The sequence below is a fragment of the Streptomyces huasconensis genome (genome assembly GCF_021028635.1).
Taxonomy (GTDB): Bacteria; Actinomycetota; Actinomycetes; order Streptomycetales; family Streptomycetaceae; genus Streptomyces; species Streptomyces huasconensis.
This window is the reverse complement of sequence record NZ_CP086119.1, coordinates 7,090,945-7,117,034: the sequence shown is the minus strand read 5'-3', so window position 1 is coordinate 7,117,034 and position 26,090 is coordinate 7,090,945. Positions and strand designations below refer to the sequence as shown.

The 26,090-nt window shown below is 73.4% G+C and carries 28 protein-coding genes; 9 read left to right on the top strand and 19 right to left on the bottom strand.

Features of this window, described 5'->3' with window-relative positions; all coding sequences use genetic code 11:
* Positions 1 to 11: 11 nt before the first annotated feature.
* Both J2N69_RS31800 and J2N69_RS31795 read left to right on the top strand, forming a co-directional pair.
* A complete protein-coding gene (locus J2N69_RS31800; protein WP_230903785.1) occupies positions 12 to 788 on the top strand; it encodes an MBL fold metallo-hydrolase in 777 nt (258 codons plus the stop codon).
* A complete protein-coding gene (locus tag J2N69_RS31795; protein WP_127909282.1) occupies positions 785 to 1,405 on the top strand; it encodes a DedA family protein in 621 nt (206 codons plus the stop codon). Before J2N69_RS31800 ends, J2N69_RS31795 begins: the two co-directional genes overlap by 4 nt.
* 41 nt (positions 1,406 to 1,446) lie before the next feature.
* On the opposite strand, the gene J2N69_RS31790 is transcribed toward J2N69_RS31795, so the two are convergent.
* The 3 genes from J2N69_RS31790 to J2N69_RS31770 all read right to left on the bottom strand — a co-directional run bounded on the left by J2N69_RS31790 (position 1,447) and on the right by J2N69_RS31770 (position 5,410).
* Positions 1,447 to 2,481 (bottom strand): MBL fold metallo-hydrolase, encoded by a 1,035-nt coding sequence (locus tag J2N69_RS31790; RefSeq protein WP_408056838.1) that lies wholly within the window; start codon positions 2,479 to 2,481, stop codon positions 1,447 to 1,449.
* A complete protein-coding gene (locus J2N69_RS31785) occupies positions 2,478 to 3,725 on the bottom strand; it encodes an aminotransferase class I/II-fold pyridoxal phosphate-dependent enzyme (protein WP_230903784.1) in 1,248 nt (415 codons plus the stop codon). The genes J2N69_RS31790 and J2N69_RS31785 overlap by 4 nt, the downstream gene beginning before the upstream one ends.
* A 977-nt stretch (positions 3,726 to 4,702) precedes the next feature.
* Entirely contained in the window at positions 4,703 to 5,410 is a 708-nt protein-coding gene (locus J2N69_RS31770) for an ANTAR domain-containing response regulator (RefSeq protein WP_230903783.1), read from the bottom strand.
* Positions 5,411 to 5,483: 73 nt separating this feature from the next.
* On the opposite strand from J2N69_RS31770, the gene J2N69_RS31765 reads away from it, so the two are divergent.
* Entirely contained in the window at positions 5,484 to 6,629 is a 1,146-nt protein-coding gene (locus tag J2N69_RS31765; protein WP_230903782.1) for a PAS domain-containing protein, read from the top strand.
* On the opposite strand, the gene J2N69_RS31760 is transcribed toward J2N69_RS31765, so the two are convergent.
* Complete coding sequence (locus J2N69_RS31760; protein WP_230903781.1) at positions 6,626 to 7,438, bottom strand: RNA polymerase sigma factor SigF; 813 nt, start codon at positions 7,436 to 7,438, stop codon at positions 6,626 to 6,628. The genes J2N69_RS31765 and J2N69_RS31760 overlap by 4 nt on opposite strands.
* 265 nt (positions 7,439 to 7,703) lie before the next feature.
* Here J2N69_RS31760 and J2N69_RS31755 point away from each other — a divergent pair, with 265 nt between their 5' ends.
* On the top strand, positions 7,704 to 9,524 hold the full coding sequence (locus J2N69_RS31755) for a thiamine pyrophosphate-requiring protein (RefSeq protein WP_230903780.1): 1,821 nt from the start codon (positions 7,704 to 7,706) through the stop codon (positions 9,522 to 9,524).
* Positions 9,525 to 9,649: 125 nt separating this feature from the next.
* Complete coding sequence (locus J2N69_RS31750; protein ID WP_127910488.1) at positions 9,650 to 10,090, top strand: CBS domain-containing protein; 441 nt, start codon at positions 9,650 to 9,652, stop codon at positions 10,088 to 10,090.
* A 58-nt stretch (positions 10,091 to 10,148) separates the two neighbouring features.
* On the opposite strand, the gene J2N69_RS31745 is transcribed toward J2N69_RS31750, so the two are convergent.
* From J2N69_RS31745 to J2N69_RS31730, 4 genes are all read right to left on the bottom strand, one after another.
* Positions 10,149 to 11,159, bottom strand: coding sequence for a Ppx/GppA family phosphatase (locus J2N69_RS31745; RefSeq protein WP_230903779.1), 1,011 nt, complete (start codon positions 11,157 to 11,159; stop codon positions 10,149 to 10,151).
* A gap of 115 nt (positions 11,160 to 11,274) precedes the next feature.
* Complete coding sequence (locus J2N69_RS31740; RefSeq protein ID WP_230903778.1) at positions 11,275 to 11,856, bottom strand: TIGR03086 family metal-binding protein; 582 nt, start codon at positions 11,854 to 11,856, stop codon at positions 11,275 to 11,277.
* Positions 11,853 to 12,089 (bottom strand): DUF6158 family protein, encoded by a 237-nt coding sequence (locus J2N69_RS31735; protein ID WP_127910486.1) that lies wholly within the window; start codon positions 12,087 to 12,089, stop codon positions 11,853 to 11,855. Before J2N69_RS31735 ends, J2N69_RS31740 begins: the two co-directional genes overlap by 4 nt.
* 105 nt (positions 12,090 to 12,194) lie before the next feature.
* On the bottom strand, positions 12,195 to 13,823 hold the full coding sequence (locus tag J2N69_RS31730) for an ABC-F family ATP-binding cassette domain-containing protein (RefSeq protein ID WP_230903777.1): 1,629 nt from the start codon (positions 13,821 to 13,823) through the stop codon (positions 12,195 to 12,197).
* 88 nt (positions 13,824 to 13,911) lie between these two features.
* Between J2N69_RS31730 and J2N69_RS31725 the strand changes: the two genes are divergently transcribed.
* Together J2N69_RS31725 and J2N69_RS31720 are read left to right on the top strand one after the other, a co-directional pair.
* A complete protein-coding gene (locus tag J2N69_RS31725) occupies positions 13,912 to 15,420 on the top strand; it encodes a bifunctional phosphatase PAP2/diacylglycerol kinase family protein (protein WP_230903776.1) in 1,509 nt (502 codons plus the stop codon).
* A 94-nt stretch (positions 15,421 to 15,514) separates the two neighbouring features.
* Complete coding sequence (locus tag J2N69_RS31720; protein WP_230903775.1) at positions 15,515 to 16,324, top strand: class I SAM-dependent methyltransferase; 810 nt, start codon at positions 15,515 to 15,517, stop codon at positions 16,322 to 16,324.
* Between the two features lie 19 nt (positions 16,325 to 16,343).
* Here J2N69_RS31720 and J2N69_RS31715 read toward each other — a convergent pair whose 3' ends face one another.
* From J2N69_RS31715 to J2N69_RS31670, 10 genes are all read right to left on the bottom strand, one after another.
* A complete protein-coding gene (locus J2N69_RS31715; RefSeq protein WP_230904955.1) occupies positions 16,344 to 16,607 on the bottom strand; it encodes a gas vesicle protein K in 264 nt (87 codons plus the stop codon).
* Between the two features lie 78 nt (positions 16,608 to 16,685).
* Positions 16,686 to 16,874: a gas vesicle protein gene (locus tag J2N69_RS31710; RefSeq protein ID WP_127910491.1), complete on the bottom strand. Its 189-nt coding sequence runs from the start codon at positions 16,872 to 16,874 to the stop codon at positions 16,686 to 16,688.
* Entirely contained in the window at positions 16,871 to 17,683 is an 813-nt protein-coding gene (locus tag J2N69_RS31705) for a GvpL/GvpF family gas vesicle protein (RefSeq protein ID WP_230904954.1), read from the bottom strand. Before J2N69_RS31705 ends, J2N69_RS31710 begins: the two co-directional genes overlap by 4 nt.
* Positions 17,679 to 18,041 (bottom strand): gas vesicle protein, encoded by a 363-nt coding sequence (locus J2N69_RS31700; RefSeq protein WP_230903774.1) that lies wholly within the window; start codon positions 18,039 to 18,041, stop codon positions 17,679 to 17,681. Before J2N69_RS31700 ends, J2N69_RS31705 begins: the two co-directional genes overlap by 5 nt.
* Entirely contained in the window at positions 18,038 to 19,243 is a 1,206-nt protein-coding gene (locus J2N69_RS31695; protein WP_230903773.1) for an SRPBCC family protein, read from the bottom strand. Before J2N69_RS31695 ends, J2N69_RS31700 begins: the two co-directional genes overlap by 4 nt.
* Positions 19,236 to 19,943 (bottom strand): DNA primase, encoded by a 708-nt coding sequence (locus tag J2N69_RS31690; RefSeq protein ID WP_230903772.1) that lies wholly within the window; start codon positions 19,941 to 19,943, stop codon positions 19,236 to 19,238. Before J2N69_RS31690 ends, J2N69_RS31695 begins: the two co-directional genes overlap by 8 nt.
* On the bottom strand, positions 19,940 to 20,185 hold the full coding sequence (locus J2N69_RS31685) for a gas vesicle protein GvpG (RefSeq protein WP_230903771.1): 246 nt from the start codon (positions 20,183 to 20,185) through the stop codon (positions 19,940 to 19,942). The genes J2N69_RS31690 and J2N69_RS31685 overlap by 4 nt, the downstream gene beginning before the upstream one ends.
* Before the next feature lie 13 nt (positions 20,186 to 20,198).
* Positions 20,199 to 20,939, bottom strand: a complete 741-nt coding sequence (locus tag J2N69_RS31680; protein WP_230903770.1) for a GvpL/GvpF family gas vesicle protein — start codon at positions 20,937 to 20,939, stop codon at positions 20,199 to 20,201.
* A complete protein-coding gene (locus J2N69_RS31675) occupies positions 20,936 to 21,367 on the bottom strand; it encodes a gas vesicle structural protein GvpA (RefSeq protein WP_030789826.1) in 432 nt (143 codons plus the stop codon). The genes J2N69_RS31680 and J2N69_RS31675 overlap by 4 nt, the downstream gene beginning before the upstream one ends.
* 89 nt (positions 21,368 to 21,456) lie before the next feature.
* Positions 21,457 to 21,798, bottom strand: coding sequence for a gas vesicle protein GvpO (locus J2N69_RS31670; RefSeq protein ID WP_127910490.1), 342 nt, complete (start codon positions 21,796 to 21,798; stop codon positions 21,457 to 21,459).
* A gap of 257 nt (positions 21,799 to 22,055) precedes the next feature.
* Here J2N69_RS31670 and J2N69_RS31665 point away from each other — a divergent pair, with 257 nt between their 5' ends.
* Positions 22,056 to 22,622 (top strand): hypothetical protein, encoded by a 567-nt coding sequence (locus J2N69_RS31665; RefSeq protein WP_230903769.1) that lies wholly within the window; start codon positions 22,056 to 22,058, stop codon positions 22,620 to 22,622.
* A 13-nt stretch (positions 22,623 to 22,635) separates the two neighbouring features.
* Here J2N69_RS31665 and J2N69_RS31660 read toward each other — a convergent pair whose 3' ends face one another.
* Positions 22,636 to 24,582 (bottom strand): transketolase, encoded by a 1,947-nt coding sequence (locus J2N69_RS31660; RefSeq protein WP_408056925.1) that lies wholly within the window; start codon positions 24,580 to 24,582, stop codon positions 22,636 to 22,638.
* Positions 24,583 to 24,977: 395 nt separating this feature from the next.
* On the opposite strand from J2N69_RS31660, the gene J2N69_RS31655 reads away from it, so the two are divergent.
* Complete coding sequence (locus J2N69_RS31655; protein WP_230903767.1) at positions 24,978 to 26,075, top strand: enolase C-terminal domain-like protein; 1,098 nt, start codon at positions 24,978 to 24,980, stop codon at positions 26,073 to 26,075.
* The last annotated feature ends 15 nt before the right edge of the window (positions 26,076 to 26,090 follow it).

Genomic DNA, 26,090 nt, shown 5'->3' with positions numbered 1-26,090 from the left:
GGAGGAACCGGGTGCCCGTCGAGGTCACATGGTGGGGTCACGCCACTTGCACGGTCGAGGACTCGGGTGTCCGCGTGCTGACCGACCCGCTCTTCGCCCGCCGCCTGGCGCATCTGCGGCGCCGCAGAGGCGCGTTGCCGCCGCCCGGCGCCGCGGTCGCCGACGTCGTGCTCGTCTCGCATCTGCACGCCGACCACCTGCACGTCCCCTCGCTCGCCCGGCTCGCCCCCGGCACCCGCGCGCTGGTCCCGCGCGGCACGGCGCGCGCGGTGCCGGGCCTCGCCCGCAGACTGCCCCACCTGCGCTTCTTGGAGGTCGCGCCGGGCGACGAGATACCGGTCGGCGACCTCGTCGTGCGCGCGGTGCCCGCATTGCACGACGGGCGGCGGCTCCCGGTGGGCCCGCGGCTCTCCCCCGCCCTCGGCTATGTGGTGAGCGGCGAGGCGCGTACGTACTTCGCGGGAGACACCGGGCTGTTCGACGCGATGGCGGCGGAGGTCGGGGACGTGGACGTGGCGCTGCTGCCGGTCGGCGGCTGGGGTCCGTACCTCGGCCATGGCCATCTGGACGCGGGCCGGGCGGCCGAAGCACTCGCGCGCATCGCGCCGCGCAGCGCGATCCCGGTGCACTACGGCACGTACTGGCCGATCGGCATGGACGCGGTGCGCCCGCACGAATTCCACGCGCCCGGTCAGGAGTTCGTGCGCCATGCGGCCCGCCTCGCGCCCGCGGTGGCCGTGCACCGGCTCCTGCACGGCGAGAGCGTGCAGCCGAAGGTGATCCGGTGAACCTCGCCGCGGCCGTCCAGGTGGCGCCGAACAGCACGCAGCAGGCGGTCGCCTACCCCTCGCTGTTCCTGCTGGTGGTGATCGGCGCGCTGGTGCCGGTGGTGCCGACGGGCGCGCTGGTCAGTTCGGCGGCGGTGGTGGCCCTGCACCAGGCGACGCCGTCGCTCTCGCTGCTCGTCGTCTTCGGCGTGGCGGCGCTCGCGGCGTTCCTCGGCGACATCACCCTGTACTGGCTCGGGCGGCGCGGCATGCGGTCGAAGAACGGTTCGCGCTGGCTGGCGGCGATACGTGACCGGGCACCCGAGGAGCGGCTCGCGCAGGCCCAGGCCAAGCTGGACGACCACGGGGTCATGGTCCTGGTGCTCTCCCGGCTGGTGCCCGCCGGGCGCATCCCGGTGATGCTGGCGTGTCTGATGGCGAAGATGCCGCTGCGGCAGTTCGCGCGCGGCGACGTGCCGGCGTGCCTCGCCTGGGCGGTGACGTACCAGCTGATCGGCATCCTCGGCGGTTCGCTGTTCAAGGAGCCGTGGGAGGGTGTCGCGCTGGCCGTCGCGCTGACGGTGCTGATCAGCGCGGCGCCGACGGTGTGGCGGAAGGTGCGGGGCGCCCCGGCCTGACCTGTCCGGCTGTCGGGCGGCTGTCGGGCTGTCCGGGCAGGCTATCGGGCCAGTACCCGCGAGGCCCCCACCGGCAGGTCCCACAGATCCTCGCGGGGCCGCCCCGCCTTCTCCCAGGCGGCCCGCGCCCGGGCCAGCGGTTCGAGGACCGGCTCCGCGGAGAGCAGGAACGTGCCCCAGTGCATGGGGGCCATCCGCCGCGCGCCCAGGTCGTCGGCCGCCCGGACGGCCTCCTCGGGGTCGCAGTGGACGTCGCTGAGCCACCAGCGCGGGTCGTACGCCCCGATCGGCAGCAGGGCGAGGTCGATGCCGGGATAGCGGTCGCCGATCCGCTCGAACCAGTGGCCGTAGCCGGTGTCGCCCGCGAAGTAGACGCGCTGACCGTCGGCGTCGGTCATGACCCAGCCGCCCCAGAGGGTGCGGCAGGTGTCGAACAGGCTCCGCTTGGACCAGTGGTGGGCGGGCACGAAGTCGAAGCGCACGCCGCCCACTTCGGCCCCTTCCCACCAGTCCAGCTCGGTGACGCGGCGGAAGCGGCGGCGGGTGAACCAGCGGCCGAGCCCGGCGGGGACGAGGACGGGCGTGTCCCTCGGGAGCCTTCGCAGCGTGGGGGCGTCCAGGTGGTCGTAGTGGTTGTGGCTGATGACGACCGCGTCGACGCGGGGCAGCGCGCTCCAGGCGACGCCCACCGGGGTGACGCGCGCCGGTGTGCCGAGGATCTTGCGGGACCAGACGGGGTCCGTGAGGACGGTGAGGCCGCCGATGCGGACGACCCAACTGGCGTGTCCCGCCCAGGTGACGGCGACGGTGCGGTGGTCGACGAGGGGCAGCGTGCCTGGTGCGTACGGCAGCCGCCCGATGTCGGCGAGGCCTTCGGGGCGCGGCCGCAGGGCGCCCTCGCGGGCGAACCGGGCGAAGGCGCGCAGTCCGGGCAGCGGAGCGGTCAGCCGGTCGGCGAACGACCTCGGCCACGGGCGCACGGCACCGGGAGGGAGGTGCGGCCGCCGCGGTTCGGCCCCTCGCACCGAGGGGGCCCACTCGTGCGTCTTGGTCTGCTGCTCCGCCTGCTGGGTCACCGAGGAGGCTCCATTCGCCGTGCTTCCGCGCGCAGATCGGCGAAGACCGATCCGAGCAGGTCCAACGCCCGTACGACGTACGGCGATGCCAAGGGCTCGGGTGCTTCGAGGGACGCCAGGCGCTCCTCGGGGGTCGTGCCGAGGAGCGGACCCGTGGAGAGGCGCACCCGCAGGGCGGCGATGTCGTCGCCGAAGCGGTGGCCGCCGGGTGCGGGCATGCCGAGCCGTGCGCCGAGGAAGTCCTCCAGGTCCTGCGCGTCGCCGACGCCGCGCGCGGCGAGCGCGGGCCGCAGGGGGCCGAGGTCGGCGTAGAGGTGGCGGCCCGCCCGCGGGGGCCGAGCCAGGGCGCCCGCGGCGACCACGGCGTGCTGCGCGGCCTCGGCCACGCGCGCGTGCAGGCGCACGGCGGCGGTCAGGCGCCCGGTGATCTCGTCCGGTTCGCCGAGTGCGTACGCCGCCGCGGCGGCGGCCGGGGCGGCGAGGCTCGCGCCGAGCGCGGTGAGCACGTCGAGGGTGCGGGCGCGCAGGGCGGCGCCCAGCGGGGTGTCGGGGAAACGGGCGACGGCGGCGGGCAGCGCCGGCGGCAGGAAGGGCCCGGCGAGGTCGCAGACGACGGTGACGCGCTCGTGGTCCATCTCGGCGGGGCCGACCAGGACGGTGTCGTGGGGTCGGTGCAGGGTGTCGCGCCAGGTCTCGTCGCTGACGACGTGCAGACCCTCGCCGGCGGCGGCCTCGACGGCCTCGTGCAGCACTTCGGGGGGCGGCACGGTGGCGGTGGGGTCGTCGGCGACGCTGAGGACGAGCAGCCGGGGCCTGCCCCCTTCGGCGCGTACGCGGCGGACGGTCTCCAGGAGGGCGTACGGGTCCGGCACGCCGCCGCACTCGGCGGGCGTCGGCACGTGGTAGACGCCGTGGCCGAGGAGCCGCGCCTGCGGCGCCCACCAGGCGGGACAGGGGCGCGGCAGCAGGACGTCACCGCCGAGTGCCGCGGTGAGGGCGAGCAGCAGCGGCGGGGCGCCGGGGGCGGCGACGACGTGGTCACGCTCGACGGCCAGCCCACGCCGGCCCCAGTAGACACTCGCGGCATCCAGCAGGACGGGCCCGCCGCCGAAAGGCTCACCGTGCGGACGGGCAGCGGCCGAGGTGGCGGCGGAGGCCAGCCCGGGCAGGACGGGGAGACCCTGCTCCGGCGAAGGCGGGCCGTACCGGACAGGGCCGCGACCCTCGGCGTCCGCCCGCCTCATGCGCACCTCCGTGCACTCATACGGCAGCCCCAGCAGGCGCTCACGGCATCCAGGACGACGGGAGCACCGCCGAAAGGTTCGCCATGCGGGCGGGCAGCGGCCGAAGCCAGCCCGGGCAGAACGGGAAGGCCCTGCCCCGGCAGGGGCGCGCCGAACCGCACAAGGCCACGACCCCCGGCATCCGTCCACCTCATGCGCACCTCCGTGCACTTGTACAGCAGCCCCAATAGACGCTCGCCGCGTCCAGGAAAACGGGACCAACGCCGAAAAGCTCGCCGTACGGGCGGGCAGCGGCCGAAGCCAGCCCTGGCAGGACCGGGAGACCCTGCTCCGGCGAAGGCGGGCCGTACCGGACAGGGCCGCGACCCTCGGCGTCCGCCCGCCTCATGCGCACCTCCGTGCACTCATACGGCAGCCCCAGCAGGCGCTCGCGGCATCCAGGACGACGGGAGCACCGCCGAAAAGCTCGCCGTACGGGCGGGCAGCGGCCGAAGCCAGCCCTGGCAGGACCGGGAGACCCTGCTCCGGCGAAGGCGGGCCGTACCGGACAGGGCCGCGACCCTCGGCGTCCGCCCGCCTCATGCGCACCTCCGTGCACTCATACGGCAGCCCCAGCAGGCGCTCGCGGCATCCAGGACGACGGGAGCACCGCCGAAAGGTTCGCCATGCGGGCGGGCAGCGGCCGAAGCCAGCCCGGGCAGGACCGGGAGGCCCTGCTCAGGCAGGGGCAGGCCATACCGCACAAGGCCACAGCCCTCGGCGTCCGCCCGCCTCATGCGCACCTCCATGCACTCGTGTGGGGGTCTCCTGCCCCCGTGGGGCGGGGTCTACCCGGACGTCCCCATCACAGCGCCCTCCCCCGCCTCGCGCCCGCTCTGGCCCCCGCCCGGGTGAGCGCGACGGCGGGGGCGGTCCTGGCGTGCGCGAGGGGCCCTGACCGGTCGATGCCTACCGGTCAGGGCCCCTCTCCGCGGGTCTCAGCGGGCCAGGGAGGCCAGTTCGCGTTCCAGGCCGCGGCCCTTCGTCTCGACCAGGGCCGCCGCGACGTCCGCCAGTTTCCGGTTCGTCGTCTGGGAGATCCGCCGCAGCACGGCGAACGCGGCGTCGGCCTCGCAGCACAGGACGTGCATGACGATCCCGCAGGCCTGGTCCACGACGGGCCGGGTGCGCAGGGCCGTGCCCATCTGGTCCAGCTCGGTCAGGGCGGCGCGGTAGTGCCGGTCGCGCACCAGGCTCGCCGTGGCGAGGTCGCCGAGGGCCTGGGCGGGGCCGTGCCGGGCGTCGTCGAGGGTGCCGGGGCGGAAGCCGAACAGGGTCAGGGTGACCGTGAGCCCCGCACGCTGGAAGGGCAGCGTGACGCTGGAGCGTACGCCCGAGTCGAGCGCCAGCGCGCGGTACTCGGGCCACCGCTCCTCGCGCAGCAGGTCCCCGGAGTCGACCGGCGTGCCCCGCTCCTCGGCGGCGGGGATGGGGCCGTCGCCCGTGCGCAACTGCACGGCGACGAGCCCGGCCAGGTCGGGGTGGGTGACGGCGGTGGGGTGCTCGTCGCCGCCGTCGGTGACGGTGGTGCTCGCGCCGCAGCACCCGGGGGTGCAGCGCACGGCTTGTTCGGAGAGTTCGGAGAGCCTGCGTCCGGGCAGTGCGGTCTCCGGGCGGAGCAGGTCCGGGTCCGGCAAGGGCGCCATGGGGGGTTCCTCCTCTCTTCCCGGCTTCCCCCCTGGTCCTCCGGAAAACGGTCGCAGCGGCTAGGTTCGACGCATGTCCCAGACGGAGGAGTTCGGTGAAGACCTCGCGGATTTCGTGCGCCGCGTCGCGGAGTTGAAGTCGGCGCGGTCCCTACCGCCGGACGACCTCGCCACGGTGCTCGACGCGGCCCTCTTCGAACTGGACCATGTGGCCGAGCAGTTGTGGCCCACGTACGAGCGGCTGAGCGCCGACGGGCAGCCGGGCGGCGGCGCTCCCGACCGGGACGAGCAGCGGTTGCTGCGGGCGATCTTCCAGCGGATGCCGCTGCCGGTGGCGCTGCTCGACCGGGAGACGGTGGTGCGGCGGATGAACTTCGCGGGGACGGCGCTCACCGGGGTCCGCGCGGGCTTCGCCGCGGGGCGGCCGCTGACCGGGTTCCTGGTGCACGCGGACCGGGTCGCGTTCCGTTCGCAGACCGCCGCCGTCGCCCGCGGGGAGGGCGACCGCAGCCTCGTGGTCCATCTCCAGCAGAGCCCGGGCACGCCGGTCCGCGCGACGCTCACGGCGCTGCGGCCCGGTGCCGAGCCGCGCACGGCGGTCCTCGTCGTGCTCCAGCCGTCGGTGGGCCGCACGCAGCAGCCGCCGAGGGTGCCGCGCCCCGCGCCCGACCTCGGCGAGGCGACACGGCACGCGGCCCAGCTGGACCTGGCGGACGCGATGACGACGGCGCTGCTCACGGCGCCCGCGGGGGACCGCGCGGCCGTGCTGGAGCGGGCGGCGGCGGTGCTGCACGGGCGGTTCGCGGACTGGGTGATAGTCGACGAGGGCGCGGCGCGGCCGCGGCGAAGAACGGTGCTGGGGCCGCCGCACGCGCCGGTCGCCGATGTCCACGCGCAGGACCCCGCCGCGTGCCCCCTCGTCGTTGAGGCGGCACGCGGCGGGGCCGCGTCGCTGCAGGTGCGTCCGGAGGACCCGGACGCCTTCGGGCGGGACGCGAGCGGCGCGCACGTCCTGGTGCGCGCCGAGGTCACATCGTTGTTGTGCGTGCCGTTGGCCGCCCGGGCGGACGCTCCCGTGGAGGGGGTCCTGACGCTGTTCCGGTGCGGTGCGCGGCTGGCCTTCTCGCTGGCCGAGGCGCGGGCGGTCGACGTGCTCTCCCGGCACATGGCGCTGGCCATGCGGCGCGAGGGCGGCGCCGGCCGGGCCGCCGGGCGTTAGGCGGCGTCCCGCATCACCTGGTCGCGCAGCCGGTCGCAGCAGCGGCTGATGAGCCGTGAGACGTGCATCTGGGAGATGCCCATCTCGTCGGCGATGCGGCTCTGCGTCATGTCGCCGAAGAAGCGCATATAGAGGATGGTCCGTTCGCGCTCGGGCAGTTGCGCGAGGCGGGGCTTGACGGCCTCGCGGTCGACGATGATGTCGAGCGCGGGATCGGGGCCGCCGAGGGCGTCGCTGAGGGAGTAGCCGTCCTCGCTGCCCGGGAGTTCCGCGTCGAGGGAGAGCGCGGTGAAGCTGTCGAGCGCTTCCAGGCCGGCCTTGGCCTCTTCCTCGCTCATCTGCGCGTGCTCGGCGATCTCGGCGGTGGTGGGGGCGCGCCCGGAGACCGTCTGGGAGAGGTCCTGGCGGGCGAACCGCACACGGTTGCGCAGGTCCTGGACGCGGCGCGGCACGTGCAGGGTCCACATGTGGTCGCGGAAGTGCCGCTTGATCTCGCCGGTGACGGTCGGTACGGCGTAGCTCTCGAAGGCGGTGCCGCGCCGCGGGTCGTAGCGGTCGACGGCCTTGACGAGGCCGAGGGCGGCGACCTGGCGCAGGTCGTCGAGGGACTCGCCCCGATTGCGGAAGCGGCCCGCGAGGCGGTGGGCCATGGGCAGCCAGGCCTTGACGATCTCCTGGCGCAGGGCGTCCCGCTCGGGGCCCTCCGCCAGCTCGACCAGACGCTCGAAGGCGGCGGTGGTGTCCGGGGCGTCGTCGTGTGTGTGACGTTTGCTCTGGGTGGGTACCGCGGTGTTCGGGTGGGATCGCATGGTGCCTCGCAACTCCCTATGGGGGTGCCGGGGGATGAACGGTCACCGTGGGAGTGCGCACTGAAGTTCGAAGCACAACGGAGCACACCCGGGGCGAGCGGTGCGGCCGCTCCCACGGACGTGCCTCCGGTCCGAAGCACTGTTTCTCCGCCTGCCCCGCGTGTGCTGGGCCAAACGCCCCCGGTCCCGCCGTAGGTTTCCCCCGGGTCCCGCCGGACACCCGGGGAGTACCCGTCGTACCCGAGAGCACCCGGAAGGCCACGTCATGAGCGTCAAGGTCGCCGACCACATCCTGGAGAGGCTGCGCGCCTGGGGCGTCGAGCAGGTCTTCGGCTATCCGGGGGACGGCATCAACGGCCTCCTCGCCGCGTGGGGCAGGGCGGAGGACCAGCCCCGGTTCGTGCAGTCCCGGCACGAGGAGATGTCGGCGTTCGAGGCGGTGGGGTACGCCAAGTTCGGCAAGCGTCTCGGGGTGTGCGTGGCGACGTCGGGGCCGGGCGCCGTTCATCTGCTCAACGGCCTGTACGACGCGAAGCTGGACCATGTGCCGGTGCTCGCCATCGTCGGGCAGACGCACCGCAGCGCGATGGGCGGCTCGTACCAGCAAGAGGTAGATCTGCACACGCTGTTCAAGGACGTGGCGTCCGACTTCGTGGAGACGGTGACGGTGCCCGAGCAGCTGCCGAACGTCCTCGACCGGGCGATCCGCACGGCGTACGCGCGCCGCTGCCCGACCGCCGTGATCATCCCCGGTGACGTGCAGGAGCTGGAGTACAGCCCGCCGCCGCACGCGTTCAAGATGGTCCCCTCCAGCCTGGACCGCAGCGGCTGGACGGCGCTGCCCTCGCCGACGGCCCTGGAGAGGGCGGCGGAGGTCCTCAACGCCGGCGACAAGGCGGCGATCCTGATCGGCCAGGGCGCCGCGGGCGCGCGCGCCGAGGTCGAGGAGATCGCGGAGATCCTGGGCGCGGGCGTCGCGAAGGCTCTGCTCGGCAAGGACGCGCTGAGCGACGAACTGCCCTACGTCACCGGCTCCATCGGCCTGCTGGGCACCCGGCCCTCGTACGAGCTGATGCGCGACTGCGACACCCTCCTGACGATCGGGTCGAGCTTCCCCTACGCGCAGTTCCTGCCGGAGTTCGGCTCGGCGCGGGGCGTGCAGATCGACATCGACCCGCACATGGTCGGCATGCGCTATCCGTACGAGGTGAATCTCGTCGGCGACGCGCGGGCGACGCTGCGCGAGCTGATCCCGCTGATCGACAAGGACCGCCGGTCGGTCAGCCGCGAGTGGCAGGCGGAGATCTGCGCCAACGTCAGGCGCTGGCACGAGGTGATGGAGCGCCGGGCCCAGCAGTCCGCGGACCCGGTCAACCCGGAGTACGTGGCGCGCGCCCTGGACCCGCTGCTGCCCGACAATGCCCTCATCACCTCCGACTCCGGCTCGGTGGCGAACTGGTTCGCGCGTCATCTGACGATGCGCGGCGACATGCGCGCCTCGCTCTCGGGGACGCTGGCCACCATGGGGTGCGGGGTGCCGTACGCCATCGGCGCGAAGTTCGCGCACCCCAACCGGCCCGTCATCGCCCTGGTCGGGGACGGCGCGATGCAGATGAACGGCATGGCGGAGCTGATCACGGCCGCCAAGTACCGCCACCGCTGGGACGACCCGCGGCTGATCGTCGCCGTGTGGAACAACGGGGACCTGAACCAGGTCACGTGGGAGCTGCGGGCCATGGGCGGCGCCCCGTCCTTCCTGCCGTCGCAGTCGCTGCCCGATGTGCCGTACGCCGACTTCGCGCGCTCCATCGGGCTGACCGGCATCCGGGTGGAACGGCCCGAGGACGTGGAGGGCGCGTGGCGGGCCGCCCTGGCGGCGGAGGGCCCCGCGGTCCTGGACTTCCGCACCGACCCGGCGGTGCCGCCGATCCCGCCGCACGCCACGTGGGAGCAGATGGAGTCGACGGCGGAGTCGATCCTCAAGGGCGACGCGGACCGGGCCTCGGTGATGAAGCAGGGGCTGAAGGCGAAGGTGCAGGAGTTCCTGCCGGGAGTGGGTGAGCGGCGCAGGCGCGACGGCGACTAGCGGCAAGGTATGGCCCCGCCCCACCGGGGTACTGCGGGTGCAGTCACCCCGGAGGACGACGGACCTCCACCGACGGACGAACCTCAGGCGAACGCACGCAGCACCCATCCAGGAAAGGCTCTGCCATGGCCGATTTCGTAAGGGACGTCATGACCCCGGGAGTCGTGGCGGTGCGCCCCGACGCCTCGCTCGTCGAAGCGGCGCAGCTCATGCGCGCCCAGGACATCGGGGATGTGCTGGTCGCCGCCGACGGGCAGGTCGTCGGCGTGCTCACCGACCGGGACATCGCGTTGCGTGCCGTGGCCGACGGGGCCGATCCGCTGACGGTGAGCGCGGAGGCCGTCTGCACGCCCAATCCGGTGGTGGTCGCCCCCGATGACCCGGTGTCGGAGGCGGTGGGGCTGATGCGGGACCACGCGGTGCGCAGGCTGCCCGTCGTGGAGGACGGTCACCCAGTGGGGATGGTCAGCCTGGGCGACCTGGCGCTCTCCCAGGACCCGTCGTCCGCGCTGGCCGACATCAGCCGGGCCGACCCGGACAGCTGGCCGGGCATCCACCAGGCCTGACCGTCCGCGTCAGGGGCCGGGCGCGTCACGGGTCGGGCCCGGCCGGGTCCGTCCCGGGTCAGGGCGAGCCGGCCAGGCGCAGGGGTGTGCCGCCGCGTGTTCCGCCGGCAAAGGCCCCGCTGTCGCCCTCCCGGTCCCACCAGGCGGCGTCGCCGTCCTCGATGTAGCGCAGCAGGATGCCCTCACGCAGGGCCCAGGGGCAGACGGTCAGCACTTCGAGGCCGGTCAGCTTCATCGCCGTATGGGCGACGACCGCGCCCGCCAGGCACTGTCCGGCCCGCGCGGCCGAGATCCCCGGCAGCTGCGCCCGGTGCTCGGCGGGCAGGCGTGCGAGTTCCTGGAGCGCGACGCCCAGTTCGCGGCGGCCCAGCTCCCGCTGGACGAAGGGGCCGTGGCGCCCCGGCGCGGCACCGCACAGGCGGGCCAGCTGCTGGAACGTACGCGAGGTGGCGACGGCCGTGTGCGGCATCTCCCACCGGATGCGCGCGGCGACGTCCCGCAGCTGATGGCGCACCTGGCGGCGTACGGCCTTGATGTCCCGGGGGCGCGGCGGGTCCTGGACGTCGAAGAACTCCCGGGTCAGCCGGCCGGCGCCCAGCGGCAGCGAGGCCGCGTAGTCGGGCAGCCTGCTGCGGCCGAAGGCCACCTCGAAGGTGCCGCCGCCGATGTCGAAGAGCACCAGCGGCCCCGCCCGCCACCCCATCCAGCGGCGGGCGGCGAGGAACGTCAGCTCCGCCTCGGCCTCACCGGAGAGCGTGCGCAGCCGCAGCCCCGTCCCGCTCTCCACGGCGTCGAGCACCTCGGCCCGGTTCGGCGCGTCGCGCACGATGGACGTGGCGAAGGCGAACGGCTCCGTCACTCCCCAGCGGTGCGCCTCCTCCTGTACGTCGCGCACCGCCTCGGTGAGCCGGTGGACCGGCTCCTCCCCGAGCCGCCCGTCGCGGTCCACGTCCTGGGCGAGCCGCAGCCGCCGCTTCACCGTGTGGACCGGCAGCGGCACCTGCCCGTCGGCATCAGCGACCACGAGCCGCACCGTGTTCGACCCCACGTCCACCACGCCCACTCTCATGAAGGGTGGGGTACCCGGCTGGGCGCGAAAGGAATCAGCCGCCGGTCCGCCGCGCCGGGGGCGCCGTTCGAACAGGGTGAGCAGCGGCCGTCGCGGGCCGAGGGGTCGGGGCGCGTCACACCCTGCGCCCGACCAGGCACAGCAGTTCCGTCTGGGCGTCGGCGCCCGGCGGGGGTGGAATCGGCGGGGCGAAGAGGCCGCTCTTCTCCAGTTCTTCCGCGTACGGCGAGATCTCGCCCAGGGAGAACTCGACCAGGGCCTCGGGCAGCGTCTCGTCGGCGCCGATCGCCCGGGACAGGTCCCAGGCGTGCACCACCAGGTCCGTCGTCATCTGGCCGCAGTAGAAGGGGGCGGGGGTCTCGCCGAAGGAGAGGTGGACGGCGCGGTCCAGGGCGCCCGGTTCGCGGAACGCGGCGCGGGACGCGGCCGCCGCGGTGTCCCAGGAGGCGACCGGGTCGGGGCCGAGCATGTCGCCGTCGAAGGCGTCGCCGACCGAGTCGACGGTCGCGCCGTCGCGGAGCAGCGGCGGCACCCACAGCTGCTCGGCCGTGAGGTGGTTGACCAGGTCGCGCACGGTCCAGTCGGTGCACGGGGTGGGCGCGTCCCACTGGTCGGCGCGCACGGCGTGCACCCGCCGGGTGAAGAGGTCGAGCGCCTCGCCGTGCCGGGCCAGTACGGGTGGCCGGTCGGCGGTCACGACTCCGTCCCTCCCCTCTCCCGCGCCCCTGAGCGGGTCCGTCCGGGGGCGATGGACCTGCGCGGGTGGCGGCGCAGGTACTCGGCCTCCAGTTCGGCCATCCGTTCGTCGTGGGTCTGCAGGGCGTCGTCCGAGCCGTGCAGGAAGGTGGTGTGCCGAGTCCGGTGGATCGCCTCCAGCTCCTTGGCGAGCTGCTGGTCGTCCAGCTGACCCGGGTCGACTCCGTTGCTCATGGATCGCTCCTTGTCGCGTCGCTCCGGTGCCCCCCGGGTACCCTCTCGGCGCGTCCCACCCCAGGATGCACCGCGCCTGTCCCGGGCGCGCGGCGCGCCGGGCGCCTAGCGGGCCCGCTCCACGCGGCGCTCGTCCCAGACCGGCTCGGGCGTCTCCCGGACCCGGCCGTCGCTGCCGAAGACCAGATAGCGGTCGAAGGAGCGGGCGAACCAGCGGTCATGGGTGACGGCGAGGACCGTGCCCTGGAACGCTTCGAGGCCCTCCTGGAGGGCTTCGGCGGACTCCAGGTCGAGGTTGTCCGTCGGCTCGTCGAGAAGCAGCGCGGTGCAGCCCTCCAGCTCCAGGAGGAGGATCTGGAAGCGGGCCTGCTGGCCCCCGGAGAGCCGCTCGAACTTCTGCTCGGCCTGACCGGTGAGTTCGTAGCGCCGCAGCCGGGACATGGCGGCGCCCCGGGCCTGCGCGTGCTCGCGCCACAGGATGTCCAGGAGGGTGCGGCCGGCCAGCTCCGGATGGGCGTGGGTCTGCGCGAAGTGGCCCGGCACGACCCGCGCGCCCAGCTTCCAGGTGCCGGTGTGCGCCACGGGGTTCTCGCTGTCGCCCGCGAGCAGGCGCAGGAAGTGCGACTTGCCCGAGCCGTTCGAGCCGAGGACGGCGACCCGCTCGCCGTAGAAGACCTCCAGGTCGAAGGGTTTCATCAGGCCGGTCAGCTCAAGGTTCTCGCAGGTCACGGCGCGTACGCCGGTACGGCCGCCCTGGAGGCGCATGGTGATGTCCTGCTCGCGCGGCGGCTCGGGCGGCGGTCCGGCCTCCTCGAACTTGCGGAGCCTGGTCTGCGCCGCGTGGTAGCGGGAGGCCATCTCGTGGCTGACGTCGGCGGCCTGGCGCAGCGTGCGCACCAGCTTCTTCAGTTGCTCGTGCTTCTCGTCCCAGCGGCGGCGCAGCTCCTCGAAGCGGGCGAAGCGCTGCTTGCGGGCCTCGTGGAACGTCTCGAAGCCGCCGCCGTGCACCCACGCGTCGGCGCCCTCGGGGCTCGGCTCCACGCTGATGATCTTCTGGGCGGCGCGGGCGAGCAGCTCCCGGTCGTGGGAGACGAAGAGCACGGTCTTGCGGGTCTCCCGCAGCCGCTCCTCCAGCCAGCGCTTGCCGGGCACGTCGAGGTAGTTGTCCGGCTCGTCCAGGAGCAGGACCTCGTCGGAGCCGCGCAGCAGGGCCTCCAGGACGAGGCGTTTCTGTTCGCCGCCGGAGAGGGTGCGGACCTCGCGGAACTGGGCCTTGTCGTAGGGGACGCCGAGGGCGGCCGTGGTGCAGATGTCCCACAACGTCTCCGCCTCGTACCCCTGTGCCTCCGCCCAGTCGGACAGGGCCTGGGCGTAGCTCATCTGGGCGGCCTCGTCGTCGACCGTCATGATCGCGTGCTCGGCGACGTCCACCGCCTTCGCCGCCTCGCGTATCCGCGGGTGGGATACGGAGACCAGCAGGTCGCGCACGGTGCTCTCGTCGCGCACGGAGCCCACGAACTGCGGCATCACGCCGAGTCCGCCGCTCACGGTGACGCTGCCGCCGTGCGGCTGGAGTTCGCCGGAGATCAGCCGCAGCAGGGTGGTCTTGCCCGCGCCGTTCGCCCCGACGAGGGCGACGACCGCGCCCTCGCCGACCCGGAAGGAGACATCACCGAGCAGCGCCCGCCCGTCCGGCAAGTAGTACTCGAGGTGCGCGGCTTCCAGATGTCCCATGGGCCGGATTGTCCGTGCCGGGCCCCCGCCACGGCAAACCGGTTTCCCCGCGGTAGTGGCGGAGCCCGCCCCGGGGTACCCGCACCGTATGACCACTGATGTCGTTGCCCCACGTCAGGACAGTCTGCGGGCCAGGCTGCTCGCGCTCGACTGCCGCGCCTTCGAAGCCGTCGCCTCCCGGCACTGGCCGGGCGCGGACCGCTTCCTGCCCCGGCTCAGCCGCAGCGCCAACCACGGGGTGCTGTGGTTCGCCGCGGCCGGGGCGATCGCGGCGACCGGCTCGCCGCGGGCCCGCCGCGCCGCCGTGCGCGGGGTCACCTCGCTCGCGCTGGCCTCCGTGACCATCAACACGGTCGGCAAGCGCTCGGTGCGCCGCGCGCGGCCGCTGCTCGACTCGGTGCCGCTGATGCGGCAGCTGAAGCGGCAGCCCATCACCACGTCGTTCCCCTCGGGGCACTCCGCCTCCGCCGCCGCCTTCGCGACCGGGGTCGCGCTGGAGTCGCGGGGCTGGGGCGCGGGGGTCGTGCCCGTCGCGGGCGCGGTGGCGCTCTCCCGTGTCTACACCGGCGTGCACTTCCCGAGCGACGTCCTCGCGGGCGCGGCCCTCGGCGTGGGCGCCGCCTTCGCGGTGCGCGGCCTCGCCCCGGCCCGCACCCGGCTGCCCGCACCGGGCAGGCCGCGCGCCGACGCCCCCGCGCTGCCGGGCGGCGAGGGCCTGGTCCTGGTCGCCGAGGCCGGGGACCGCGCGGACGAGCGTACGAAGGCCCTGCGCGAGGCTCTGCCGCTGGCGGAGGTCATCACCTGCGAGCGGGACACGATGGCCGCCGAACTGGAGAAGGCGGCGGCCGGCGCGCGGGCGCTCGGGGTGTGCGGCGGCGACGGCTGCGTCAACGCCGCGGCCGGGGTCGCCCTGCGGCACGGGCTGCCGCTCGCGGTGCTGCCGGGCGGCGACGTGAACCACTTCGCGTACGACATCGGCGTGGCGGAGCCGCGTGATCTGATCCGCGCCGTGGAGGAGGGCGGTGCGGTGGCGGTCGACGTGGGGCGCTTCGCGTCGCCGGACGACGCGGGTGCCACCGGCGGCGGGGCAGAAGGGATCTTCCTCAACACCTTCGGCATCGCCGCCCACCCGGAACTCGTGCACACCCCTGAACGCTGGGCCCAGCGCCTCGGCGACCGGCCGGCCGCCGTCCTGGCCGCTCTCCGGGTACGGCGGTCCGCGCGGGAGCCGATGAGCGCCGAGTTCCGGGGGCGCAGGCGGCCGCTGTGGCTGCTCGTCGCGGGCAACGGCACCCACCGCCGCCACGGGCTCGGCCCGGGACGCCGGCTCGACCTGGCGGACGGACTGCTCGACCTGCGGCTCGTGCACGGCGGTCACCGGCCCCGCGCGCGGCTGCTCACCGCCGCGCTCACCGGCCCGGCGGTCCACTCCCCCGCCCAGACGTCGGTGCGGTTGCGCGGCCTGCGGGTGGACTGCATCGCCCCCGGCACGGTCGTGACGTACGACGGTGAAGTCACCGAGGTGGGGGGCGCGCTGGTGCTCGACAAGCTGCCGGAGGCGCTGACGGTCTACCGTCCGCTTCCCGCCACCGACTGACCACATACTGATATGCGTGTCTCACCCTTCGGCATGGCGGCGTACGGTGCGGCGTACCGCAGCAGGCTCACAGCGCACCTGGAGGAGTTCCGCCATGCCGAAGGAGACCGCCGTCTACACGCACGGGCACCACGAGTCCGTCCTGCGTTCCCACACCTGGCGCACCGCCGCCAACTCGGCCGCGTACCTCATCGGTTCGCTGGAGCCGCACATGAAGGTCCTGGACATCGGCTGCGGCCCCGGCACCATCACCGCCGACCTGGCGGAGCTGGTCCCGGACGGCCATGTCACGGGCGTGGACCACGCCCCGGGCATCCTCGGCACGGCGCGCGCGACGGCCGCCGAACGCGGCCTGGACAACGTGGAGTTCGCCGTCGCCGACGTACATGACCTCGACTTCCCCGACGACACCTTCTGCGTCGTCCACGCCCACCAGGTGCTCCAGCACGTCGGCGACCCGGTGCGGGCGCTGAGGGAGATGCGGCGGGTCTGCAGGCCGGGCGGCCTCATCGCGGTCCGCGACGCGGACTACTCGGCGCTGACCTGGTATCCGAACCCGCCCGCCCTGGACGACTGGCTGGACCTCTATCTGCGGGTGGCCCGCGCCAACGGCGGTGAGCCCGACGCCGGGCGGCGCCTCAAGTCCTGGGCGCTGAAGGCCGGTCTGACGGACGTGACCGCGAGCGCCGGCACGTGGTGCTACTCCTCCGACGAGGAGCGCGCCTGGTGGAGCGAGCTGTGGGCGGACCGCACCGTCGCCTCCTCGTACGCCGAACGCGCGGTCTCGGGCGGCCACGCGGACATGCGGCGGCTGCGGGACATCGCGGCGGCGTGGCGGGCGTGGGGCGGCGAGCAGGACGGGTGGTTCGTCGTGCTGCACGGCGAGATCCTGTGCCGGGCATGACACGCCGGGGCCCCGGCCGCTACTCCCTGGGCAGCAGCGGGCCCAGCGGGCCGAGGTCCAGGTTCAGGTCCTCGGCCCGCAGCCCGTACCGGTCGCGCAGCTCCGCCATCCGGTCCTCCAGGAGCATCAGGGTCAGCCCGATCCGCTCCTCCTGGTCCTCGGTCAGGTCGCCGGTGTCGAAGCGGCGCACGGCCTGACGCTCCATGAGCTGCCGCAGCAGCTCGATGACGGTCAGGACCAGCTTCACCAGGTCCCGCTCCACGGTGTCCGGGTCGAGGTCCATGCGGGTGCGGCCGCCGCCGCCCGCGTCCGCGAGGGCACCGGGCTCCGGCCCGGGCTCGGGCTCAGTGGACTCCATGGGTCACTCCAATTCCGGCCACGGTGAGGGCACTTGCTCGTTCACCGAGCTGATCAGGGCGTTCAAATCGATGCGTACGAGGTCCACGTCCGCGATCCGCAGCGTGATGTCGCCCGTGATGACGACGCCGCCCGAGAGGAGGCGGTCGAGCAGGTCGACCAGGGCTATCTCCCGGCGCTCGACGACCGTCATCGCGAGCGCTCCGTTCCCTGGGCGCCCGGCTCGGGGTCGTCGGCGGTGAAGGAGTAGGCCGCCCAGGGGCCCGTCAGCTCGACCCGCAGGCCCGGCGAATCGTGCTCCTCGTCCTTCGTGTGGTCCACGAGTTCGACGAACTCCTCGGAGTGCGCGCGGGACACCAGATAGGCGGCGTTCAGGATGTTCACCCCCGGCGCCTTGGAGAGGGCCGAGTCCTGCGGGGCGTGCAGCCGGGAGTCGTCGGCGCGCTCGGACAGCTTCTCGTGCAGGCTCTGGGCGAAGGCCTCGGCCCGCTGCCGGCCCTCCTCCTGCGCCGTCCGCCGGCTGCGCCGCTGACGCAGATAGTCGCGTCCCGAGAGCGGCTTGTCCTGCGCCGGCGTCCCGGTGGACCGGTCCCGCGCCGGCTCCTCGCTCTCCAGATGGACCTTGACGCCCCACTCCACGCACCCGTCGATGCGCCCCAGCACCCGCCGGAAACGCTCCGCGCCCTCCTGGAGCATGGCGCGTACACCGCTGTCGTCCCGGAACACGGTTCCGAGCCGCAGCGGCAGCGGGCAGGTGACGCTGGTGAGCGCGGCGATCACCCGCTGGTGGGCGCGGGCCGTGTCGGAGAGCCAGTCCAGGTCTTCCAGGTGCCTGCGCAGCGGCTCCTCCGCGAAGTCCCGCTCCGGCACCGGGCCCACGACGGCGACGAGGCCCTCGTGGGCGAGCTGCCGGGGCGGCTCGCCGCCGATCCCGGTGAGATCGGCGGCGAGCGGCGCGTCCAGCGGGCGGCAGACCGCGTAGACGTAGCGCAGTTCCTCAATTGCGAGGCTCACGTGTCTCCTTCTCGGCGGTGGCGGGGTCCAGGGCCGCCTGGGACTCCAGTTCCTCCAGCCGCCGCCTCAACTCGGCGTTCTCCTGGGAGAGCTCCTTGTGGCGCGCCCCGGAGGAGAGCGCCGGGTCCTGCTCCCACCAGTCGATGCCCATCTCCTTGGCCTTGTCGACGGAGGCGACGATGAGGCGCAGCTTGATGGTGAGCAGTTCTATGTCGAGCAGGTTGATCTTGATGTCGCCGGCGATGACGACGCCCTTGTCCAGGACGCGTTCGAGGATGTCGGCGAGGTTGGCCCCGCTGCCACCGCCGCCGTAGGGGCCGGGGAGCCCGCCTGCGGGCGAGCTCATCGACGCCCCCGTCCGGCGGCACCGGCCGCATCGGCGTACTCGCGGGTCGTCTCCTCGCCGCTGTCGTCGTCGGCCTCGGCGTCATCGGCCTCGGCGTCGGGGGCCTCGGCGGCCTCGGCGTCGTCCTCATCCTCGTACGCGTACTCGTCGTCGTACTCGGCGTCGGCGTCCGCGTCGGTTTCAGCGTCGGCGTCCGGCTCGTCGGCCTCCTCGTCGGCCTCGGGGTCGTCCTCGTACGCGTCCTCGGCCTCGTCGCCGGCCTCGTCCGCGTACTCGCCCTCGGGCTCGTCCTCGTACTCCTCGTCCTCGGGCCGGTCGTCCTCCGCCTCGTACTCGGCGTCGGAGTCGTGTTCGTCCCGGCCCTCGGTCTCCTCCTCGGCCTCCGCGTCCTCGTGGCTGCGGACGACCTCGCCGTCGCGGATCTCGCCGCGCCAGCCGTCGCTCGCCTCGCCGCGCAGCGAGATGTGCCGGGCGAAGTGCTTGAGGTCCAGGCGTGCCCTGCGGCCCTGGGCACGCCAGATGTTGCCGGTCTTCTCGAAGAGCCCCTTCGGGTAGTACTCGATGACCAGCAGGACGCGGGTGAGGTTCTCGCCGAGCGGATGGAAGGTCACGACGCCCTTGGTCGTGCCCTTGGCGCCCTCGGACGTCCAGGTGATCCGCTGGTCCGGCACCTGCTCGGTGATATGCGCCTTCCAGCTGCGGCTGGACCAGAAGACCTTGGCCTTCCAGTCGGACTCCGTGTCGTTCGCCAGGGTGACGCTCTTGACGCCCTTGGCGAAGGTGGAGAACTCCTGGAACTGGGTCCACTGGTCGTACGCCTCGCGGACCGGGACGCCCACGTCGACGTGTTCCAGGATGACCGTGGGCTTCTGGCCCGCGCCGCCCTTCTTGCGCTTGCCGCCGCCGAGGCCCTTGACGGCGTCGGTGACCTTGTCCTTGAGGTGGCTGCCGCCCATTTCGAGCGCGCCGCGCACCGGGCCCTTGCCCTCGGCGAGCTTCTTGCCCGCCTGCGAGGCCAGCTTGGCGAAGCCGGGGCTCTTGCCGTCCGCGATGTCGTTCAGCTTGACGGTGGCGTCGCCGAGCCGGTGGCCGACGCCGACGAGCATGCGCTCGACCTGGGCCATGAGGTAGGCCTGCGCCTCTTCCTTCAGGCGGTCGGCGGCGGGGCTGTGCGTGATGTTGCCCAACGGTGACTCAGCCATGGTCGCGGCCTCCCTTCGCCCTGCCGCCCGTGCGGGCGGCCGACGAGGTCTTCTTCTGGGCGGCCTTCCGTGCGGGCTTCTGAGCCGTCTTCTCGGCGGTCTTGCGGGCCGTCTTCTTCGCGGGGGCCTTCTTGGCGGCGGTCTTCTTCGCCGCCGTCTTCCTCGCGGCCGTCTTCTTCGCGGCGGTCCGCGTGCCCGTCTTGGCCGCGGCCCTCCCGCGCCGGCCGGACGGCTCGGACTCCGCGTCCGCCTCCGCCTCCGCGTCCGGGTCGTCGTCGTCCTCGTCCAGCTCCGCGTCCGGGTCGTCGTCCTCGTCCACCTCGGCGTCCGGGTCGTCGTCCTCGTCCTCGTCCTTGGCCGCGCCCTTGGCCTTGTCCGGCACCACGCCTGCGATGCGGTCCTGGACGTCGAGCGTGCGGTCGTGCAGCCGGTCGGCGAGGCCTTCCAGCTGCCGGTTGAGGAGCGAGCCGGTGGCCGCCTTGCCCACGCCGCGCAGGTCCTGCCGCAGCTGGTCGCCGATCTCCTTGAACTGCGGGTTGTTCTCCAGCTGTTGCGTCACCAGCGACCCCAGCGCCTTCGGGCTCAGGTTCAGCTTCTTGCCGGCGACCATCGTGCCCACGGCGAACGCGAACTTCGCCTTCTTCGTGCGGCCGAGGACATATCCCGCGCCCACGGCAAGGCCCATTGCCATTCGGTTCATTGTCTGAAGTCCTGTCCTGTGCTGTGTTGCAGCCGGTCGAGGAGGTCGTCCTCGGCCCGCTCGAACTCGTCCTCGTCGATCTCGCCCGACTCAAGGCGCTCCTCGAGCCGGGCGAGTTCGCGACGGATGGCCGAGGGGTCGTAGTACTGCCGCTCCGCCTCGTCGACCACCTGCCTCAGCACCCAGAGGGAGCCGCGGGCCGGGGCCAGGGGCAGCATGAGCAGTTCTCCGAGCAGTCCCATGCCGTCACTCCCGTTACTCCGGGGGGGCGGCGGGCCCCGGGTCGACGAAGCTGTAGGGCGGCAGCGGTCCGTGCACCTTGAGGTCCAAGTGCGGCTGCGTGGACTTGAGTTCCTCGACCGCGGCGACGAAGCCGTCGGCCGCCTTGCGGCTCACCAGGAACGAGACGTTGGCGAGCCAGCCGGTGCCCTCGGGGCCCTCGGCGACCGCTTCGGCCGCCGGTTCCAGCGCGCGCCGCACCTCGACGGCGTCACTCGTCTCCCGGGCACGCACCGCCGAGGTGACCGCCTCGCCGAGCTTCAGCTTCTGCTCGTGGCTGCCGCCGCCCTGGCGCTGGTTGGCCTCCACCATGGCGCGCAGCTCCGGGTTCTCCGCGAGGACCTGGTGCAGCACGGCCTGTTCGTTGTGCGAGGCCTTCACGTTGTATTCGACCCTGCCGTCGAGTGCGCTCAGCCGCTCCGTGTAGTGGTCGGCCCGCTCCCCGAGCACGCTGATGACGGTCTCGTCATCCGGTGCGAGGCTGCCGAAGCGCATGGGGAGCACGGAGCCCGCGGCGCCCGCCTCCGACAGCACGTTCTGGTGCGCGAGCAGGTCACGCCGCTTCGGCTTGAGGTCCTCGGGGGCGTCGCTGACGATGGCGGCGAGGTCACCCTGCTTCAGGATGCGCACGGTGCACGCCGGCTTCCCGATGCCTTCCATGCCGTCCGGCAGGCCCGGGTGGGTGCCGGCGGCGATGCCGTAGACGTAGGTCGTCACTCCTTCTCCTCCTTCCGGCGAGAGGTCGTGGAACGCCGGGCACGCGGGCGCTCCTCGGTCTGGCGCTGGCCTTCCTCACGGGACTGCTTGAAGGCGTCCGATATGGTCTCGGCCGCCCCGGAGAGCGCCCCCTTGGACTTGCCCTTGGCGCCGGACTCCGTGATCTCGCCGACCAGGTCGGGCAGGCCGGGGTCCTTCTTCGGCCCGGATTCCAGGTCGAGGCGGTTGCACGCCTCGGCGAAGCGCAGGTAGGTGTCGACGCTCGCGACGACGACACGGACGTCGACCTTCAGGATCTCGATGCCGACGAGTGAGACGCGTACGAAGGCGTCGATGACGAGTCCTCGGTCGAGGATGAGCTCCACGACGTCGTACAGGCCACTGGAGCCGCCTCCGCCGCCGGACTGTTGTGCCGGGACTACGGTCATGCCGACTGTGCCTCCTTGCTTGTCTGGGCTTGCTCGGGCTGGTCTGGCTTGCTTTCCCTACTTGTTGTGCGGGTCACCTGTTGTTCGGGTCACCTGTTGTGCGGGTCCGAACGTCCGCGCTCGTAGCGGCGGACGCGGCGGTAGCCGGTGAGTTCACCGTGCGGGTCGAGCCGCACCTCGTAACTCGCGAGCAGACTCATCGTGTCGGGGACACGGGCGAGTTCGAGGACCTCGATCTCCAACAGCCAGCCTTCTTCGGTGCGTTCGAAGGACGACACCGATTCGGCTGTCATGCCGGTGAGTTCGGCGAGCTGCGTCTGGGCGGCCCGCAGAACCGCCATGGGGCCCGGCAGTTCGTCCTGCTCTTCCTTCTCTTGCTGGTCTTTCTGGTCGTTCTCGTTGTCTGTTGTCTTACGTGACGTATTGGCCATGTCCACCTCCCGATACGTGTGTCCCGACGACCCTTGGCCAAACCCGTTGGGTATTCAGGGGCGTCGGGAGGGTGGCTGGCACCACCCGGAAGCCGGGGGATGGCGGGCGTGCCCCGCGCCCGCGGGTCCGGAAGGATCGACGGCGAGCGAAGAGACAGTCGTCCGTTCCCGTTCCCGTTCCCGTGTACCCAGCACAGTCGTCGCGTCCCGGTCCGGCAACCGCCGCACCCCTCAGCGACCTCGCAGTGAGGCCTGCCATGACACACATCTCCGAGTCGCGCCCCCGCCACGCCGACCTGCCGCGCCCCTCCCGCCCCCGCCCGCGCGCCCAGGAGCCGCGGACGCTGCCCCCGATGCTCCCGGGGACCGACGAGCCGCCGGCCCCCGCGTCCGTCAGGGCGGCCTTCGCGCTCTGGCTCACCGCGGTCGCCGCCGGTGTCTTCGAGACGGTGCTCGCGCTCATCGGGGCGGCGGCCGACGGCGACGCGTCCCTCGGTGACCTCTCGGGCGGCCTCGCGCTGCGCGTGGCCGTCTACTCGGCGGTGGTGCTGGTCGCGGTGCGGATGCGGCGCGGCGGGAACGGCGCGCGCCTGGCCCTGGCGGGCGTACTCGGCGTCCTCGGCACGCTGTCCCTGCTCATCGAGCCCGTCCAGTGGCTCGCGGACGGGCATTCGCTCGGCGCCGCCTTCCGCGGCCTGGGGGCCGTGGACGTGATGTTCGGCGCGAGCCGGGCCCTGCACGTGGCGGCCGTGCTCGCGGCGGTGGCCCTGATGTTCCGCCCCTCGGCGAACGCGTGGTTCAGGGCCGCCCGGCGCACCCGCTGACCACGCCGCCGGGTCAGCGCACCACCGCCTCCTCGACCAGGAGCCGCGCCGCCGCGGCGATCGACTGGGCGTCGATGCCCGCCGCGCGCAACTGCTCCTCGGGCGACGCCGAGCCCGGCATCGTCCGTACCGCGAGCCGCACCAGGCGCGGTACGGGGGCGCCGTCGGTGAACGCGTCGAGGACCGCGTCGCCGAGGCCGCCCTCCTCGCGGTGGTCCTCGACGGTGACCAGGCAGCCGGTCTGTTCGGCCGCCTCGCGCAGGGTGCGGCGGTCGACGGGCTTGACCGAGTACAGGTCGATGACGCGCACCGGGATGCCCTCGCCCTCCAGCAGTTCGGCGGCGGACAGCGCCTCGTGGAGGGTCACCCCGGCGGCGACGAGCGTCAGCCGGTCCGCGTCACTGGAGCGCAGCACCTTGGAGCCGCCGATGGGGAACTCCTCCCCCGGGCCGTAGACGACGGGCGTGGCTCCGCGCGTCGTACGCAGGTAGCGCACGCCGTCGAGCTCGGCCATCTGGGCGATGAGCCGCCCGGTCTGATGGGCGTCGCAGGGGTACAGGACCGTGGAGCCGTGCACCGCGCGGAAGAGGGCCAGGTCCTCCAGGCCCATCTGGGAGGGGCCGTCCTCACCGATGGCGACGCCCGCGTGCGAGCCGACGAGATTGATGCCCGAGCCGCTGATCGCCGCCATCCGCACGAAGTCGTGGGCGCGGGTGAGGAACGCCGCGAACGTCGTCGCGTACGGCACCCAGCCGCGCGCCGCGAGGCCGACCGCGGTGGCGACGAGCTGCTGTTCGGCGATGTAGCACTCGAAGTACCGCTCGGGGTGTTCCTCGGCGAAGTACTCCGTGCGCGTCGAGTCGCCGACCTCGCCGTCGACGGCCACCACGTCGCCGCGCGCGCTGCCCAGCGCGGTGAGGGCCTGACCGTAGGCGTCGCGGGTGGCGATCTCCTCGCCCACGTCGTGACGGGGCAGTTCGAGGTGGCCGCTGCGGGTCGTGTGCATGATCCGCGCGGCGGCCGGCTTGCGCACCTGCACGCGCACGTCGCGTACGCCGCCCAGCTCCTCGATGGCCTCGTCGGCGTCCGGCAGCGGTTTGCCGTGCTTGCCCTCCTGGTCCTCGACGGCGGCCACACCCTTGCCCTTGCGGGTGCGGGCGAGGATCACGGTCGGCTGCCCGGCGGTGGAGGCCGCCTCTTGGTAGGCGTGGTCGATGGCGTCGACGTCGTGGCCGTCGATCTCGATGACGTGCCAGTCGAAGGCCTTGAAGCGGTCCGCGTAGGCCTTGAGGTTCCACCCGTGGCGGGTCGGGCCGCGCTGGCCGAGGCGGTTGACGTCGACGACGGCGGTCAGGTTGTCGAGGCGCTCGTACCCGGCGTGTTCGGCCGCCTCCCAGATGGAGCCCTCGGCCAGCTCGCTGTCGCCGCACATCACCCAGACGCGGTAGGGGATCTGTTCGAGCCGTTTGCCGGAGAGGGCCATGCCGACGGCGACGGGCAGGCCCTGCCCGAGCGAACCCGTGGCGACCTCGACCCAGGGCAGGGCGCGGGGCGTCGGGTGTCCCTGGAGGCGGCTGCCCTCCTTGCGGAAGGTCAGCAGTTCGTCGTCGGTGAGGGCGCCGGCCGCCTTGTACGCCGCGTAGAGCAGCGGTGAGGCGTGGCCCTTGGAGAGGATGAAGCGGTCGTTGCCCGGGTGGTCGGGGCGGTCGAAGTCGTAGCGGAGGTGACCGCCGAGCAGCACCGCCATCAGGTCGGCCGCGGACATCGAGGAGGTGGGGTGCCCGGAGCCGACGGCCGCCGCCGCGCGGACCGAGTCGACGCGCAGCTGTTGGCCGAGGGCGGCGAGTTCGTGGCTGTCCCGTGCGCTGCTGCCCTGTGCGCTGTTGTTCGGTGCGCTGCTGGTCATGGGGGGTCTCCTTGGTGTGCGGCGGCCTCCTGGGCGCGGAGGTACGGCGTCCAGGAGCCAGTCTGCGGGGGCGCTCACACGCTCGCCCGGCGTGCCGCCCAGGTGGTGGCCTCGGGCCGGGTGACGGCTCCGCCGACGGGGTGGCCAAGGCCGGAACCTCCCGCGTGCCCGGCCCGGCGGGCACCAAACTCCGGGGCGCGGGGGCGCGGGGCGCCCGGGGCACGGGGTGACGGGCGTACGGGCCCACGCGCGGGGGCCCCGAAATCCGAGGCCCGGCACCCTCCGGACGCCGTTTGTCACCACCCCTCGGGGTTACCCGAAGCTGTATCCGACCAGCTACTCCCCGTCGCACCGGAGGCACCTTCCCGTGCCCTCGGCAGCCGCGCCCTGCGCGCCGTCAACGATGACCGTGGACCCGTCACCGCGAACCGCGAACCGAGGAAGTCCAGATGAAGGACGCAGTCTCCATCGAACGCCCCGCCGTCTCCGCGTACACGGTGCCCGCGGACGCCCCCGAGGCGGACGGCACCTTCGCCTGGGACACGACGACGGTCGTCATCGCCGAGATCACCGCGGGCGGCGCGACGGGCACCGGCTGGACCTACGCGCCCGCCTCCGTCGCCGCCCTGGTCGACGAGTTGCTGACCCCGGTCATCATGGGGCGCGACGCCCTCGACGTGCCCGCCGCGCACGAGGCGATGACGAAGGCGGTCCGCAACACCGGCCGCTCCGGCGCCGCCGGCTGCGCCATCTCGGCGGTCGACATCGCCCTGTGGGATCTGAAGGCCCGCCTCCTCGAACTCCCTCTCGTACGCCTCCTCGGGGCGGCCCGCGACGAGGTGCCCGTCTACGGCAGCGGCGGCTTCACGACGTATCACGACACGCATCTGGCGGCACAGCTCAACGGCTGGGTGCACGGTCAGCGCATTCCGCGCGTCAAGATCAAGATCGGGGAGCGGTGGGGCCGGGCGGCGGCGCGTGACGTGTCGCGGGTCCGTACCGCACGCGAAGTCATCGGCCCCCAGGCCGAGTTGTACGTCGACGCGAACGGCGGCTACACGCGCAAGCAGGCGGTCCGGGTGGGCAGAGTGCTCGCCGAGCACGGCGTGGGCTGGTTCCAGGAGCCGGTCTCCTCGGACGACCTGCGGGGGCTCGCGCAGGTCAGGGACGCGCTGGTGTGCGACGTGACGGCGGGCGCGTACGGCTATGACCTGCCCTACTTCGCGCGCATGATCCCCTCTGTGGACTGCCTCCAGGTCGACGCGACGCGCTGCGGCGGCCTCACGGAGTGGTTGCGCGCGGCGGCCCTCGCCCAGGCGCACGGCCTGGAGGTCTCGGCGCACTGCGCGCCGCACGCGCACGCCGCGGTCGCCGCGTGCGTGCCCAATCTGCGGCACATCGAGTGGTTCCACGACCATGTGCGGATCGAGTCGATGTTCTTCGACGGGGCGCTGGACCCGACCGGTGGTGTGGTCCGCCCCGAGGGAGGTGTCGGGCTCGGCCTGGAGCTGCGCACGGACGAGGTGGAGGAGTTCCGTGTGGTGTGAGAATTACCCTCGCGC

Coding starts and splice junctions, on each gene's coding strand:
- J2N69_RS31785 (WP_230903784.1), bottom strand. CDS start 3,725: ATGAGGCGGGCGGACGCCGAGGGTCGCGGCCCTGTCCGGTACGGCCCG.
- J2N69_RS31730 (WP_230903777.1), bottom strand. CDS start 13,823: ATGGGACATCTGGAAGCCGCGCACCTCGAGTACTACTTGCCGGACGGG.
- J2N69_RS31685 (WP_230903771.1), bottom strand. CDS start 20,185: ATGGGACTGCTCGGAGAACTGCTCATGCTGCCCCTGGCCCCGGCCCGC.
- J2N69_RS31750 (WP_127910488.1), top strand. CDS start 9,650: ATGGCCGATTTCGTAAGGGACGTCATGACCCCGGGAGTCGTGGCGGTG.
- J2N69_RS31745 (WP_230903779.1), bottom strand. CDS start 11,159: ATGAGAGTGGGCGTGGTGGACGTGGGGTCGAACACGGTGCGGCTCGTG.
- J2N69_RS31720 (WP_230903775.1), top strand. CDS start 15,515: ATGCCGAAGGAGACCGCCGTCTACACGCACGGGCACCACGAGTCCGTC.
- J2N69_RS31735 (WP_127910486.1), bottom strand. CDS start 12,089: ATGAGCAACGGAGTCGACCCGGGTCAGCTGGACGACCAGCAGCTCGCC.
- J2N69_RS31690 (WP_230903772.1), bottom strand. CDS start 19,943: ATGAACCGAATGGCAATGGGCCTTGCCGTGGGCGCGGGATATGTCCTC.
- J2N69_RS31655 (WP_230903767.1), top strand. CDS start 24,978: ATGAAGGACGCAGTCTCCATCGAACGCCCCGCCGTCTCCGCGTACACG.
- J2N69_RS31670 (WP_127910490.1), bottom strand. CDS start 21,798: ATGGCCAATACGTCACGTAAGACAACAGACAACGAGAACGACCAGAAA.
- J2N69_RS31770 (WP_230903783.1), bottom strand. CDS start 5,410: ATGGCGCCCTTGCCGGACCCGGACCTGCTCCGCCCGGAGACCGCACTG.
- J2N69_RS31765 (WP_230903782.1), top strand. CDS start 5,484: ATGTCCCAGACGGAGGAGTTCGGTGAAGACCTCGCGGATTTCGTGCGC.
- J2N69_RS31715 (WP_230904955.1), bottom strand. CDS start 16,607: ATGGACCTCGACCCGGACACCGTGGAGCGGGACCTGGTGAAGCTGGTC.
- J2N69_RS31675 (WP_030789826.1), bottom strand. CDS start 21,367: ATGACCGTAGTCCCGGCACAACAGTCCGGCGGCGGAGGCGGCTCCAGT.
- J2N69_RS31760 (WP_230903781.1), bottom strand. CDS start 7,438: ATGCGATCCCACCCGAACACCGCGGTACCCACCCAGAGCAAACGTCAC.
- J2N69_RS31725 (WP_230903776.1), top strand. CDS start 13,912: ATGACCACTGATGTCGTTGCCCCACGTCAGGACAGTCTGCGGGCCAGG.
- J2N69_RS31695 (WP_230903773.1), bottom strand. CDS start 19,243: ATGGCTGAGTCACCGTTGGGCAACATCACGCACAGCCCCGCCGCCGAC.
- J2N69_RS31665 (WP_230903769.1), top strand. CDS start 22,056: ATGACACACATCTCCGAGTCGCGCCCCCGCCACGCCGACCTGCCGCGC.
- J2N69_RS31755 (WP_230903780.1), top strand. CDS start 7,704: ATGAGCGTCAAGGTCGCCGACCACATCCTGGAGAGGCTGCGCGCCTGG.
- J2N69_RS31710 (WP_127910491.1), bottom strand. CDS start 16,874: ATGACGGTCGTCGAGCGCCGGGAGATAGCCCTGGTCGACCTGCTCGAC.
- J2N69_RS31700 (WP_230903774.1), bottom strand. CDS start 18,041: ATGAGCTCGCCCGCAGGCGGGCTCCCCGGCCCCTACGGCGGCGGTGGC.